The following is a 13,629-nucleotide window of genomic DNA, read 5'->3' on the forward strand; positions in this document are numbered from 1 at the left end:
ATGGTCACGTCAGCCTCGACATTCATCATCACGAGGTGCTTGCCGTGCTCCATGGCGCGAAGGCCGATCTCGGCACCGACCGCCGGAACGCCCGTCGCATCGATCACCACGTCGATGAGGCCGTTTTCGAGGATGAGGTCGGCATTGCCGGTGACGGCGATCTTGCCGCCCTCCATTGCCGCGGTCAGGGCCGAGGCGGTGCTCACTTCCTTGGCATGGCCGGGTTCCCGGTAGGCGATATCGACGGCTTTGAGCGCATTGGGCAGGTTCAGTTCGGAAATCGCGCCGATCTCGACGCCCGGCATATGCGCCACCCGCGTGACGATGTCCGTGCCCATCTCGCCCGAGCCGATCAGCCCGATGCGGATCGGACGACCCGCATCCGCCCGCGCCTGCATGTCCCGCGCCAGTCCCGTCAATGCTACATTGCTCGCCATGCTGAAATCGCTCCTCAAAAGGCAGTTTTGCATTCCGGCATAGGACGGGAGCGGGCGCTTGGCAACAGGTTAGCGGTTGAAGAAGCGGAATTCCGTGTGCTGCCGGTAGGTCTCGCCGGGCCGCAGCACGGTCCTGGGAAAATGCGGCTGGTTGGGGCTGTCGGGAAAGTGCTGGGCTTCCAGGCACAGGCCCGCATGCGGGCCGTAACGCCTGCCGCCAAGGCCGATCAGCGACGGATCGATCATGCGGCCATCGTAGAACTGCAGGCCGGGTTTGCTGGTATGGACCTGCAATTCGAGGCCATTATCCGCGGCGAGCGACGCGGCATGGCGCAGCCCGTCCCCGGCCGCGCCGCTCAACACAAAATTGTGGTCATAGGCCGTGGACGGGTGCGCGCCGATCCGGCGTGACGCGCGAAAGTCGAAGGGCGTCGCGTCGACCGGCAGGATGTCGCCGGTCGGAATGAGGCCGTCCGAGACTGGTGTGTAGCTGCCGGCGAAAATCTGCAACCGGTGGCCGCGGATATCATCCGATCCGTCGAGATTGAAATAGCTGTGCTGGGCGAAGCTGGCGACCGTCGGCGCATCGCTTGCTGCCTCGATGTCCATGCGCAGCGTCGAATCCGCGGTGAAGCTGTAGGTGCAGCGCACCTCCATTGCGCCGGGAAACCCCTGATCGCCATCGGGCAGCCGCAAGGCGAGGGTGACCGACGAGGCGCTCCAGCTTGTGATGGTCCACAGGCGTTGCGACGTGCCCATCGCGCCGCCATGCAGGGTCTGCTTCCCGCCTTCATTGCGGTCGAGCTGGTATTCCCTGCCGTCAAGGGTAAAACGGCCATGGGCGATCCTGTTGGCATAGCGTCCGACCAGCGCGCCGAAATAGGGCGACCGGGCCGGATAGGGATCGAAGCGGTCGAAGCCGAGCACCACCCGTTGCGGCGTGCCATCCGTAAGGGGGATGTGCAGGTCGCGGATGACCGCGCCCCAATTGAGCACATGCGCCAGCGCCCCGGACGGCGACTGGATCGTCGCCTGGAACACCGGTTCCCCGGCAAACAGGGCGAAGGGCTGGGGGCCGAGCAGCGCGCGCACGTTCAATGATCCCGCACGGCCGCATCGCCGCGCGCGGCGAGCTTCGCCTGCAGGACAACGACGATGAGTAGAAACAGGCCGCGAATGACCGATTGCCAGTAGGCGGAGAGTGATATCCAGCCTTTGCCGTTCTCGAAATTGAGAACGTTGAAAAGGATGCCGAGGAGCAGCACGCCCGCCAGCGTGGCCCCGACCGACCCGACGCCGCCGGTCAAAAGGGTGCCGCCGACGACGACGGCGGCAATGGCGAAAAGCTCCCAGCCGACGCCCTCAATCGGCTGGCCTGCACCGAACTGCGAGGCGAGGATGACGCCGGCCAGACCGGCGAGCCCGCCGCTGGCAAGATAGACCAGAAATTTGATCCGCCCCACCGGCAGGCCCATCATGCGCGTTGCATCCTCATTGCCGCCGACGGCCAGCACACCGCGTCCGGTGCTGGTGAAGTTGAGGATGATCCAGCCGGCGACATAGGCGGCGAGCGCAATCCATGCCGGGATGGGGAAGCCGAAAAAGTTGTCCTGGCCGATGTTGGTAAAGCCGCTGTCATAGGAGACGGAAACCGACTGGTTGTCGGCAAGGAGCAGGGCGGTGCCGCTGGCCGCCAGCATGGTTGCGAGCGTGGCGATGAACGGCATGATCTTGAGCCGGGTGACCAGCGTGGCATTGACGAGACCGACGCAGAGCCCGGCACCGACCCCGGCACCGAGGCCGATCCAGGTGCCCTGCGGGCTGAAGAGCGCGGCAACGACGCTGCCGAGCGCCGCGGTCGATCCGACCGAGAGATCGATGCCGCCGGTCATGATGACAAAGCACATGCCAAGCGCCACCAGGGCGAACATCGAATTGTAGCGCAGCACGCTGGAGATGTTGAAAAAGCCGAGGAAATAATCGTAGCGCAGCCAGCCGAACAGGATGAGCAACAGCAGCGCAACCACCACACCGTACCTGCCGAGCAGGGATATCCATCGTGTCCGGGTCATGCGTGCGCCCTGCCTTGCTGCTGGATCCAGACGGCAAGGATGATGATCCCCGCCTTGACCACCAGCGCGGCGGCATCGGGCACGCCATTGGCGAGCAGCGTGTAGCGCACCAGCTGGATCGTCATGGCGCCGATCAGCGTGCCAATGATGGTGGCCTTGCCGCCGCTGAGCAGCGTGCCGCCGACGGCAACCGCGGCGATGGCGTCAAGCTCCATGCCGAGGCCGACCAGATTGGCGTCGCTGGAGGAGTTGATGGCGATGACGACAAGCCCCGCCAGCCCGGCGCACAGGCCGCTGATGGCATAGACCAGCAGCTTGACCCTGGCGACGGCGATGCCCGACAATTCCGCCGCCCGCTCATTGCCGCCGATAGCGATGATCTGGCGGCCAAACACCGTCCGTTTCAGCATCCACGCGGCGGCAAGGACGATCAGCAGCATCAGGATCACCTGCACCGGAATGCCGAGCACCCGGCCAAGCCCGATGAACTGGAACTGCGGCACACGGAATGTCTGCAGATTGCCGTTGGTCATGACCTGCGCGATGCCGCGCCCGGCAATGAACAAAACAAGCGTGGCAACGATGGGCTGGATGCGGAAGGCGGAGATCAGCCAGCCATTGAACAGGCCGAACAGCCCGGCAACGGCGATGGAAACCAGCATCGCGGCGGCAACGGCGAGATAGATATTGCCGATGGGCATGATCTTGCCGAGGAAAATCATCGGCGCCAGGGCGCCCGAGATGGCCATGAGCGACCCGACGGAGAGGTCAATGCCGCCCGTCGCAATGACCAGCGTCATGCCGACCGCGACGATGACGATGGTGCAGACCTGGGTGAGATTGACATTCAGCGTCTGTATCGTTGCAAAATTACGGGTGAATACCAGATTGAACAGGATCAGCAGCAGCAATGCGATCAGCGTGCCGTAGCGCGCGAGGAAGTCGAAGGGATCGAAACGCCGGGCTGTCGTGCGCGTCATGGGGGAGGTGCCGGTCATATCCGGGCCTCCGCGACTACAGGCGCATTGCCGTGGGCCATGGCGCCCATGAGGGCATCTTCCGTGGCGGCGGCGCGGCCGAATTCGGCGACGCTGATGCCGTCGCGCAGGACGAACACCCGATCGGCACCCTCGATGACTTCCTCCAGTTCCGAGGAGATCATCAGCACCGCCAGTCCCTGATCCGCCAGCGATTTGATCAGCGACTGGATTTCGCCCTTGGCGCCGACGTCGATGCCGCGCGTCGGCTCGTCAAGAATGAGCAGGCGCGGATTCATCGCCAGCCAGCGGCCAAGCAGGACCTTCTGCTGGTTGCCGCCGGAAAGCTCGCGCACCTTCTGGTCCGGTCCGGAGCATTTGATGCCGAGCTGCTTGATGAAACGTTTCACGATCTCCTGCTGCGCCTTCTCGTCGATCACCCCGGATTTGGCGAGTTTCGGCATCAGCGCCAGCATCATGTTTTCGGCGACGCTCATATCCGGGACGATGCCTTCGCTCTTGCGGTCTTCGGTGCAGAAACCCATGCCTGCGGCGATGGCGTCGGAGGGCCGCCGGGGTTCAAAACGCTTGTCGCCATAGGTCATGGCGCCCGCCTTCAGGCGGTCGATGCCAAAGACCAGCCGCGCCGTTTCCGTGCGGCCTGCGCCGAGCAGTCCGGCAAAACCGGCAATCTCGCCGCTGCGGATGGTGAAGGAGACGTCCTGAACGATCTGCCCGACGGCGAGATTGTCGGCGGACAGCAGGACCTTGCCGATGTTCTTTTCATCACGTGCGGTGAAGGCGGTGGCGTGGCCCTCGGTCTTTTCCATGCTGCGCCCCAGCATGGACGAGACGAGATCGATCTTTTCAATGTCATCCATGCGGGCCGTCTTGACCGTTCTGCCGTCGCGCATGATCGTCACGCGGTCGCATACCGCATAGAGTTCATCCAGCTTGTGGCTGACGAACACCACGGAAACACCGTCCTGCTTCAACTGGCGGATGACGTTGAAGAGGACACCGACTTCGCGCTCGTCGAGCGAAGACGTCGGCTCATCCATGATGACGAGCTTGGCGGAAAAGCCGATGGCGCGGGCAATGGCCACCATCTGCTGGGTTGCCGTATTGAATTCCATGAGGGGACGGCGGACATCGGCGCGGATGTTGAAGCGCTGCAACAGGGTCTCGGCCTCCCGGTGCATGCTCGCCCAGTCGAGCAGGCCGAAGCGGCGCTTCTCGCGTCCAAGGCAGATGTTTTCCGTCAGGGAGCGGTAGGGCACCAGATTGATTTCCTGATAGATGGTGCTGATGCCGTTTGCCTGCGCCTGCTGCGGCGAGGTGACTTCAAACGGCTTGCCGTCGAACGTCACCTCGCCCGCATCCCGCCGGTGATAGCCGGTCAGCACCTTGATGAGCGTCGACTTCCCCGCGCCGTTCTGGCCGATCAGCGCATGCACCTCGCCGCGTGCCACGGTGAACGAGGCGGCGGAAAGGGCGGGGATGCCCGCAAAGCGCTTGTCGATGCCTGTCATCGACAGAAGAATATCGGTGTCCATTGCAAAGCCGTTTCTGAAATCATCCGGAGCTTTTGCCTGGATGCGGGGTTGCACCAGACATGAAAAAGCCAGCGCCCCATGGAAGCGCTGGCTTCGTCAGATATCAATAGGCGGAGCTCAACAATTTTGCGGCATTGCCGGCATCGTAGAACTGGTCCGGATTGATGATCTTCGGGGCGATTTTCTCCCCGGCGGCATAGGCGGCTGCCGTATCATAGGCCTTGGGACCGAAGCGCGGATTGCATTCGACCACCGCGGCAATCTTGCCGTCGACCACGGCCTGGACCGCTTCCTTGCCGCCATCGATCGACAGGACGAGGATATCCTTGCCGGGCACCTTGCCCGCCGCTTCAATGGCGGAAATGGCACCGATCGCCATCTCGTCATTGTGGGCATAGATGACATTGGCGTCGGGATGCGCCTGCAGCAGGGTTTCGGCGACCTGACGGCCCTTGTCACGGGCAAAATCGCCGGTCTGCGAGGCGACGATCGAGAAATCCGAATGCTTGGCGATGACGTCGTCAAAGCCCTTCTTGCGGTCATTGGCCGGCGAGGAGCCGGTCGTGCCTTCCAGCTCGATGATCTTGGTCTTGCCCTTGGCATTGGCCACGAGCCATTCGCCAACGCGCTGGCCCTCTTCGATGAAGTTGGAGCCGATGAAGGTCACGTAGTCGTCGCCTGCCTTGGCAAGGGACGGATCGACGCTGCGGTCGAGCAGGATAACCGGAATGCCGGCATTCTTGGCGGCCTTGATCGCCGGAATCAGCGGCTTTTCCTCGCGCGGGGCGAGGAAGATCAGGTCAACGCCCTGTGCGATCATCGAATTGACGTCGGCGACCTGCTTGGCCGCGGAGCTTGCCGCATCCGTATAGACAAGCTGCCAGCCGCGCTTCTTGGCCTCTTCCTGCATGCTGGCCGTCTGGGCCAGGCGCCACGGATTGTTGCTTTCCGTCTGGGCGAAGCCGACCTTGTAGGTGTCTTTCTTCTTCAGCGGCGGCGAAGCGGCGAAAACACTGCCCGCAGCCATGGCGGCGGCGAGGCCTGCGGCCGAGGTGAGCAATAGGGTACGACGGGTGATGGACATACGAATTTTCCTCCCAGAAATTCAGAGCGTGGAAATTCCACTGGCCTGATCATCTTCATTTATAAAAATTAGTCAATAATTATTTATGTTGATTAGTCGGTGTTTCGCTGCATAATCTTTCCCATGCCGTCTGATTGATTCAGAGGCGCTGCAGCGTGGCAAAGGGCGATTGTCGAATGAATGATACAGTGGATGATTCGACCACTGAAAAGAGAAAGCCCGCCCGGGTCACCGCCCGGCGCAAACGCGTCAACAAGCGCGTGACGATGACCGATATCGCGCGCATCGCCGGCTGTTCGCAGGCAACGGTTTCCTTCGTGCTCAACAAGACGCCGGGCATCAAGCTGGCGGCGGAAACGCGCGAACGGGTGATCGAAGCGGCGCGCTCGCTCGGCTATGCCGCGCCCAATTTTGCCCATCTGGACAGCCATGATGCCTATGCGCCCGCGGTCGATGGCAAGATCGGCTTCGTGGTCGACCAGCTGGCGACCAGCCCCGAAGCGGTGGTTGCCATTGAAGGCGCGCGGCAGGCCTCATGGAATGCCGGTAACATCATTCTGGTTGCCCAGACACTGAACGATCCCGAGATGGAGCCGCGCACCATCCGCGCCCTGCGTGAGCAGGGGATTTCCGCGCTGATCTATATGGCGATCTTTACCCGCGAGGTGACGTTGCCGGACTACCTCTACACCCTCGATATCCCGCTGGTGCTCCTCAACTGCTATACTGCCGATTATGCCTTTCCCGCGGTTGTTCCGAGTGAGATTGCAGGCGGGCAGCACTCGACCCGCCACCTGATCCAGCACGGCCACCGGCGCATCGGCATCATCACCGGCGAGCCGTGGATGGAGGCGGCAAAGGACCGGCTGCGCGGCTATCGCCGGGCGCTGGCGACCGCCGATATCCCCTTCGATCCGGAACTGGTGATCGAGGGCGACTGGTCGGCAAGCGCGGGCTACAAGGCAACGAAGACGCTGCTGGCGCTGAAAGACAGGCCCACGGCCATTTTCTGCCAGAACGACCGGACCGCCATCGGCTGCTATGAGGCGCTGAAGGAAGCGGGCATCCGCATCCCGGAGGATATTTCGGTCATCGGCTATGACGATGAGGAAATCTCACGGCACCTGCACCCGCAATTGACCACATCCGTTCTGCCGCACCGGGCCATGGGCCGCTGGGCCATCGAGCAGCTCGACAGCTATGCCGCGGGCAGTGGCACGCGCTATCCCATCACCAAGCTCGAATGCCCGCTGGTCGAGCGTCTCTCGGTGACGGAGCGCACCAGGCAGGCATCCGCTAGATCTGGTCCGGGGGTGACTTTCCTTTGACATAATCGGCCCGGTCGATGCCGTGGCGCTGCAGCTTGTCATAGAATGTCTTGCGCGGAATGCCGAGGGCCTCGATTGTCGTCCTCACATCGCCATTGTTGCCCGTCAGGGCCTCGCGGATGAGCCTTGCCTCATGGCGCTCCATCGCCTCGGGCAAAGTGAGCGTGCTGGTCTGCGGCGCGCTCTGTTCGCTGGCCATCTCATCCAGGCCCAGCGCCACCCGCTCGGCGAAATGCGCGAGTTCGCGCACATTGCCGGGCCAGTCATGGTCCATGAGCCGCGCGCGCATCGCCGCGTTTATGTCCTGCGGTTCCGTCTTGAAGCGGATGGCCGCCCGGTGCAGGAAATGCGTGAACAGCAGCGGAATATCCTCCTTGCGCTCGCGCAAGGGCGGTATCGAGACGGTGACGACGTTGAGACGGTAGAACAGGTCCTCGCGGAAATTCGCCCGCTGTTCGGGGCTGCCGAGATCCACCTTCGCCGCGGCGACGACGCGCAGATCCACGGGCCTGTGTTCATTGGTGCCAAGCGGCGTGATTTCCCGCATCTCCAGAACGCGCAGCAGTTTGACCTGGGTGGCCAAGGGCATGCTTTCGATCTCGTCGAGGAACAAGGTGCCGCCGCTGGCATGTTCGATCCGCCCGATGCGTTTGTTCTGCGCGCCGGTGAAGGCTCCGGCCTCGTGGCCGAACAGCTCGCTCTCGATCACCGATTCCGGCAGGGCGCCGCAATTGAGCGCAACGAAATTGCCCTGCCTGCGGCGGCTCCATTCATGCAGGAGACCGGCGGCCACGTCCTTGCCGCTGCCAGTCTCGCCGGCGATCAGCACATCCACATCGGCATTGGCCACATGACGCAGCGTCTTGCGCAGATTCTGCATGACGGGTGTCTGGCCGATCAGCGGCACCGTTTCATCGGAGGCTTCCATGAATTGCCGCAGCTGGCGGTTTTCCATGACAAGCTGGCGCTTGTCTGCGGCGCGGCGGATGCTCTGGACCAGGCGCTCGGCCGGATAGGGTTTGGCGATGAAATCATAGGCGCCTTCCTGCATGGCCTCGACGGCCATTTCTATATCGCCGTGACCGGTGATCAGGATGACGGGCAGGTCCGCGTCCATCACGCGCAGGCGCCGGAAAAATTCCAGCCCATCCACATGCGGCATGCGGACATCGCTGACGACAACGCCCGCGAATTCCGGCGTCAGGAAGCGCAGGGCACTCATGGCATCGGCAAACGGAATCACGCTGAACCCGGCAAGCTCCAGCGTCTGCCTGTTGGCGTTGCGCAGGTCGTCATCATCGTCGACAAAGGCGATTTGCGGCTGGAATCCCATGATCAGGCAACCCTTTTGAGATGAACGGTAAATCGGGTTCCGGCACTGCTGCTGTCCACTTCGATGCGTCCGCCATACTCGGCGACGATGTCGTGGCAGATGACCAGGCCAAGCCCGAGCCCGCGGTCCTTGGAGGTGTTGAAGGGGGTAAACAGCGCCTGCATGATATCCTCGGGAATGCCGGGGCCGTTATCGGCCACGCTCAGTTGCACCTCGTCATCGCCGACGGCATAGCCGACACTGATCCGGCTGGACGGCCCGCCCTCGGTTGCCTCCAGCGCGTTCTGCATCAGATTGATCAGCACCTGTTCGAGCCGGATGCGATTGCCATGCACCTTCAGGCCGGTTGGCGGCGTCTCGGTTGTGATCTTGCCGACGGTCTGGCGGAAACGGCTGCCGAGCAGCAGCAGCGCGCCTTCGATGACGTCGCCGACATCTGCCGGACCAGCATCGCCGGTGCCCTTGCGCGAGAAGGTGCGCAGTTCATCGGTGATGCTGCCGATGCGTTCGGTGAGGCCCGCGATGGCTGACAGGTTTTCCCTGGCCGGTTCGACCTGATTGCGCGACAGAAACGTTCCGGCATTGTCCGCATAGGCGCGGATGGCCGCCACGGGCTGGTTGATCTCATGCGCGACGCCCGCCGTCACCTGCCCGAGAATGGCAAGGCGGTTGGCCTGCACCAGTTCCTGCTGCACCGTTTGCAGCTTGTTTTCGGTTTTCTGCCGTTCCTCGGCCTGCATCACCAGTTCCGCATGGGCGGTGCTCAGCGCTTCGGTGCGTTCCGTTACGCGGCGCTCCAGCTCGAGGCGCGCCAGTTCCTGCTCCTGCAGGCGCTGCAGCGCCAGGCCGCGGCGATGCAGGAAAAAAGCCGTAAAGCCGAGGACAGGCGCAATGACCGCCAGCGCCGCGAGCTGCGCGGCACGGATGGCTTCGCTCACCGCCGCGCCGGCCGGGGTCAGCAGCTGCAGCGTCCAGCTGGTGGTCGGCACGGGAACGCGGACCCGGACATATTCGGCGTCCTGGCTGGAACCCGGCATCTGGGCCGTCACCCTGTCCGGCGTCGCGGTTGTCAGGGCGGGCGCGACGCTCAAGGGTGCGAGCGGCGCGCTGCCGAACTGCAGGCTTTCTCTGATCGGGCCGAGCTGTTCGGCTGGGATTGGTGCCTGCACCATGAAGCGCCACTCGGGAAAGCTGGTGACGAGCACGATACCGCGGGGGTCGATGACATAGGACGGGTCGCTGCTCCGGCGCCAGTCGGCCTCCAGCTCATCGAACTCGACCTTGACCACAATCACGCCGAGCAGGCCGGACGGACCGTCGATACGTCGCGAAATATACAGGCCCGGCCGTTTGCTGATGGTGCCAAGCGCGTAGTGCTCGGCACTGCCATTGGCAAGCGCACGCAGATAATAGGGGCGGAAACTGTAGTCGACGCCGACGAAGCTTGTCGGTTCCTGCCAGTTGCTGGCCGACAGGGCAGTGCCCTTCGCATCGAGGAGATAGATGACGGACGCATGCGTGCCGTCGATCAGGCTTTCCAGCTTGCGGTCGACAAGATGCAGCATGCTCTCGCTGCGGGATGACAGGGCGCTGATGAGGTCACGGTCCTGCGAGAGAACGAAGGGCAGGGAGCGTTGCTTCTCCAACACGGTCCGCAGCAGGACGGCATTGAGCTCCGCCGCGCTTCTTGCCCGGGTTTCCAGAGCGAGATAGGCGCGGTTGCGGCCGTAATCATTGGCGGCCAGCAGGGCGCCAAGGATAATGAAGACAGCCAGAGCCCCGTAGATGATTTTGCCAAACGCGCTGAATCTCCCGGTGCGGGGCAGCATATCGGCATCGTGTGGCGTGGGTCGGTCCATGAATAATTTGTGCATATATCCGCACGATTGGCAATCAGTTTGTGCGAAATTCCGCACATATTCGGGGGATGCCGTCGATGGGTGAAGATAATATATAATAAAATCAATAAGTTAATAAATAGGTCGAGACTGGCACGGTGCTTGCTTATGCCTTTTGAGAGAACGAACTGGTTGTTCTCGAGAACAAGAGGGCCCGGGAGGCTGACAGGGTTTCTGCCAGACGCGGCTCGCACCATGGAGGAAGACATGAGTCCTGTGACCATCAGCGCAGCACCGCAGCCGCGCGTCAAGAAACCTATCTACACCCATCTGTATTTCCAGGTCATCGTTGCCATCACCATCGGCATTGCGCTTGGCCATTATTATCCCGATGTCGGCACCAGCATGAAGCCGCTCGGCGATGCCTTCATCAAGCTGGTGAAAATGATCATTGCTCCGGTCATTTTCCTGACCGTGACGACCGGCATCGCCGGCATGAGCGATCTGCAGAAAGTCGGCCGCGTCGCCGGCAAGGCGATGATCTACTTCCTCACCTTCTCGACCCTTGCGCTGATCGTCGGCCTCATCGTTGCGAATGTCGTGCAGCCCGGTGCCGGCATGAACATCAATCCGGCAACGCTCGATCCGGCCTCGGTCGCCACCTACACGCAGCAGGCGCATGAACAGAGCGTCATCGGCTTCCTGCAGAACATCATTCCAACGACCATCGTCGGTGCCTTTGCCTCCGGCGACATTCTTCAGGTGCTGTTCTTCTCGGTTCTGTTCGGTGTCTCGCTGGCCATGGTCGGCGAGCGCGCCGCGCCGGTCACCAACTTCCTGCATGTGCTGTCCGCACCGGTGTTCAAGCTGGTCGCCATTCTGATGAAGGCTGCTCCCATCGGTGCCTTCGGCGCCATGGCGTTCACCATCGGCAAGTACGGCATTTCATCGGTTGCCAACCTGCTGTTCCTCATCGGAACCTTCTACCTGACGTCGATCCTTTTCGTGGTGATCATCCTCGGTGCAGTCGCCCGTTATAACGGCTTCTCGATTTTCGCCCTGATCCGTTACATCAAGGAAGAACTGCTGCTCGTTCTCGGCACCAGCTCGTCGGAAGCCGCGCTGCCGACGCTGATGGCAAAAATGGAAAAGGCGGGCTGCAAGAAGTCCGTCGTCGGCCTCGTCATCCCGACCGGTTATTCCTTCAATCTGGACGGCACCAATATCTACATGACTTTGGCCGCGCTGTTCATTGCCCAGGCAACCAACACGCCGCTGACCCTGATGGACCAGGTTCTGCTGCTGCTCGTGGCCATGCTCAGCTCCAAGGGCGCTGCGGGTATCACCGGTGCCGGCTTCATCACGCTGGCGGCAACGCTGTCCGTGGTTCCCGCCGTTCCGGTCGCCGGCATGGCGCTGATCCTCGGCATCGACCGCTTCATGTCGGAATGCCGCGCCCTGACCAACCTCGTCGGCAATGCGGTCGCAACCATCGTTGTCGCCCGCTGGGAAGGCGAACTCGACAAGGGTCAGCTTGACCGCGCGCTGCATGGCGGCGTCAGCGAAGACGAGGCGCTTGCCTATGCCGGCTGACCGCCGGTAACGACTGAAAGGGAAAGGCGGGCTTTTTAGCCCGCCTTTTTCATGCGAGGTGGTCCCGCCATATCGCCGCATAGGTGTCGAATGCGGCATCGAGCGGCTGCCCGTTTCCGGCTTCTGCCTGAACGGGGATTGTCGCGCCCGCCAGAAGGGCCGCGCCAAGACTGGTGCCGGTTGAACCGGGCAGGGCTGCCACCCCGCGCCGTGTCAGGTTGCGCAGGGCAGACAGATACACCGCATTGCGGGCGAAGGGACCTTCGACAATCGTAGTGCCCTCCGCCCCGATCAACCCCAGGCTGACATGGGTCATCAAAGCGGCATAGAGCGACGCTGCGGCGGTGCGTTCGGCCGGTGTCCGGGCCTCACCGTTCGGCCACATCGCCTCCCGGTGCGGAAAGGGCCCTGTTCCCCTGACAAGACTGGGCAGCAGCATGATGCGATCGCGGATGATCCGGTCGAGCGTTACGGAATCGGGCGCGACGGCATTGCCACCGGTCAAAAGGTCAAACTCCCGCCCGCCCATGAACCGGGCGGAGGGCACCGCCTTGCTATAGGCGTCGACATTGGCAAGCGTATCGCGCTGCTGATCGAGCCTGTCCAGCCGCCCGCCCACGGCAAACAGCACCACCCATGTGCCGGTCGAGACAACGGAAAACGGCGAGCTGCGCGTCATCAGATGCGGCAGCAGCGATGCATTGGAATCGTGGATGCCGCAAAAGACCGGCACAGGATTTTTAATGCCCAGCTGATGTTGAAGAGGGGCCAGCACATCGCCGATGTGATCGAATGCCCTACGGATCGGCGGCAGGAGCGGGCGCAGGTCGAGCGTGTCGACAAGGCTGGAATAATCACCTTCCCGCGGATTCCACAGATCCGTATGGCATCCGAGCGACGTCACTTCATTGACCGCAATGCCGGTCAGCCGCCACACCCAGTATTGCGCATAGGTCAGGATGGTTCTGACATCCCCGAACCGTTGGGGAAACTGCGTCTTCTGATAGTGGATTTGCGCACCAACATTCAGTCCGCCCGCCAGATAGGGCGAGGCGGTTTCGGCAAAATCCGGCCGCAGCTCCGCATAGGCGCGGCGTACCGCATCGGGATAACTGTGTTCATAGTCGATGACGGGCATGGCCAGGCCGTCATCGCCGATGAGGGCTGCCGCTGCCCCATGGGCGGTGACGGATATCGCATCGAAGCCGGGTGTTGCGGCGAGTTCCGCCAGCGAGGCCAGAAAAAAGGCCCAGAGGGCATCGACGTCGTAATGCGGGTAGGGGCCGCCGGTGAGCACGCGGTTGGGCGTGCTGCGCGCGGCAAGTTCCACGCCGCTCGCCGCATCCACGACAACGACCTTGGCATTGGTCTTGCCAACGTCGATGACAGCGATATGGCGCGGTTTGCTCAT

The 13,629-nt window shown here is 62.6% G+C and carries 10 protein-coding genes and 1 pseudogene; 2 read left to right on the plus strand and 9 right to left on the minus strand.

Going from position 1 to position 13,629, the window contains the following annotated elements; genetic code table 11:
* The 6 genes and pseudogenes from ACTJJ7_RS12470 to ACTJJ7_RS12495 all read right to left on the minus strand — a co-directional run.
* Positions 1-437, minus strand: a pseudogene (locus tag ACTJJ7_RS12470) (homoserine dehydrogenase); the annotation flags it as partial.
* Positions 438-506: 69 nt separating this feature from the next.
* Positions 507-1,529 carry an aldose epimerase family protein gene (locus tag ACTJJ7_RS12475; protein ID WP_440967235.1) on the minus strand — a complete coding sequence of 341 codons (1,023 nt, stop codon included), beginning with the start codon at positions 1,527-1,529 and terminating at the stop codon, positions 507-509.
* A 2-nt stretch (positions 1,530-1,531) separates the two neighbouring features.
* Positions 1,532-2,509 carry an ABC transporter permease gene (locus tag ACTJJ7_RS12480; RefSeq protein WP_440967237.1) on the minus strand — a complete coding sequence of 326 codons (978 nt, stop codon included), beginning with the start codon at positions 2,507-2,509 and terminating at the stop codon, positions 1,532-1,534.
* The gene (locus ACTJJ7_RS12485) at positions 2,506-3,507 is read right to left on the minus strand and encodes an ABC transporter permease (RefSeq protein WP_105733383.1); all 1,002 of its coding nucleotides are present in this window, start codon (positions 3,505-3,507) and stop codon (positions 2,506-2,508) included. Before ACTJJ7_RS12485 ends, ACTJJ7_RS12480 begins: the two co-directional genes overlap by 4 nt.
* Positions 3,504-5,042 (minus strand): sugar ABC transporter ATP-binding protein, encoded by a 1,539-nt coding sequence (locus ACTJJ7_RS12490; RefSeq protein ID WP_440967239.1) that lies wholly within the window; start codon positions 5,040-5,042, stop codon positions 3,504-3,506. The genes ACTJJ7_RS12485 and ACTJJ7_RS12490 overlap by 4 nt, the downstream gene beginning before the upstream one ends.
* A gap of 103 nt (positions 5,043-5,145) precedes the next feature.
* The gene (locus ACTJJ7_RS12495) at positions 5,146-6,126 is read right to left on the minus strand and encodes an ABC transporter substrate-binding protein (RefSeq protein ID WP_440967241.1); all 981 of its coding nucleotides are present in this window, start codon (positions 6,124-6,126) and stop codon (positions 5,146-5,148) included.
* Between the two features lie 176 nt (positions 6,127-6,302).
* Between ACTJJ7_RS12495 and ACTJJ7_RS12500 the strand changes: the two genes are divergently transcribed.
* Positions 6,303-7,454: a LacI family DNA-binding transcriptional regulator gene (locus ACTJJ7_RS12500; RefSeq protein ID WP_440967243.1), complete on the plus strand. Its 1,152-nt coding sequence runs from the start codon at positions 6,303-6,305 to the stop codon at positions 7,452-7,454.
* On the opposite strand, the gene ACTJJ7_RS12505 is transcribed toward ACTJJ7_RS12500, so the two are convergent.
* Both ACTJJ7_RS12505 and ACTJJ7_RS12510 read right to left on the minus strand, forming a co-directional pair.
* The gene (locus tag ACTJJ7_RS12505; RefSeq protein WP_440967245.1) at positions 7,423-8,787 is read right to left on the minus strand and encodes a sigma-54-dependent transcriptional regulator; all 1,365 of its coding nucleotides are present in this window, start codon (positions 8,785-8,787) and stop codon (positions 7,423-7,425) included. The two genes, ACTJJ7_RS12500 and ACTJJ7_RS12505, sit on opposite strands and share 32 nt — an antisense overlap.
* Before the next feature lie 2 nt (positions 8,788-8,789).
* Complete coding sequence (locus ACTJJ7_RS12510) at positions 8,790-10,646, minus strand: sensor histidine kinase (protein WP_440967246.1); 1,857 nt, start codon at positions 10,644-10,646, stop codon at positions 8,790-8,792.
* Positions 10,647-10,892: 246 nt separating this feature from the next.
* Here ACTJJ7_RS12510 and ACTJJ7_RS12515 point away from each other — a divergent pair, with 246 nt between their 5' ends.
* A complete protein-coding gene (locus tag ACTJJ7_RS12515; protein WP_440967248.1) occupies positions 10,893-12,218 on the plus strand; it encodes a dicarboxylate/amino acid:cation symporter in 1,326 nt (441 codons plus the stop codon).
* Positions 12,219-12,267: 49 nt separating this feature from the next.
* Here the strand turns inward: ACTJJ7_RS12515 and ACTJJ7_RS12520 are convergent, their stop codons facing one another.
* The gene (locus tag ACTJJ7_RS12520; protein WP_440967249.1) at positions 12,268-13,629 is read right to left on the minus strand and encodes an FGGY-family carbohydrate kinase; all 1,362 of its coding nucleotides are present in this window, start codon (positions 13,627-13,629) and stop codon (positions 12,268-12,270) included.

It is taken from the genome of Phyllobacterium sp. 22229 (assembly GCF_052056495.1).
Taxonomy (GTDB): domain Bacteria; phylum Pseudomonadota; class Alphaproteobacteria; order Rhizobiales; family Rhizobiaceae; genus Phyllobacterium; species Phyllobacterium myrsinacearum.

What these genes read in the sequence shown, in the direction of transcription:
- ACTJJ7_RS12495 (WP_440967241.1), bottom strand. Translation starts at nt 6,126, where the DNA reads ATGTCCATCACCCGTCGTACCCTATTGCTCACCTCGGCCGCAGGCCTC.
- ACTJJ7_RS12515 (WP_440967248.1), top strand. Translation starts at nt 10,893, where the DNA reads ATGAGTCCTGTGACCATCAGCGCAGCACCGCAGCCGCGCGTCAAGAAA.
- ACTJJ7_RS12520 (WP_440967249.1), bottom strand. Translation starts at nt 13,629, where the DNA reads ATGAGCAAACCGCGCCATATCGCTGTCATCGACGTTGGCAAGACCAAT.
- ACTJJ7_RS12505 (WP_440967245.1), bottom strand. Translation starts at nt 8,787, where the DNA reads ATGGGATTCCAGCCGCAAATCGCCTTTGTCGACGATGATGACGACCTG.
- ACTJJ7_RS12490 (WP_440967239.1), bottom strand. Translation starts at nt 5,042, where the DNA reads ATGGACACCGATATTCTTCTGTCGATGACAGGCATCGACAAGCGCTTT.
- ACTJJ7_RS12485 (WP_105733383.1), bottom strand. Translation starts at nt 3,507, where the DNA reads ATGACCGGCACCTCCCCCATGACGCGCACGACAGCCCGGCGTTTCGAT.
- ACTJJ7_RS12480 (WP_440967237.1), bottom strand. Translation starts at nt 2,509, where the DNA reads ATGACCCGGACACGATGGATATCCCTGCTCGGCAGGTACGGTGTGGTG.
- ACTJJ7_RS12510 (WP_440967246.1), bottom strand. Translation starts at nt 10,646, where the DNA reads ATGGACCGACCCACGCCACACGATGCCGATATGCTGCCCCGCACCGGG.
- ACTJJ7_RS12500 (WP_440967243.1), top strand. Translation starts at nt 6,303, where the DNA reads ATGAATGATACAGTGGATGATTCGACCACTGAAAAGAGAAAGCCCGCC.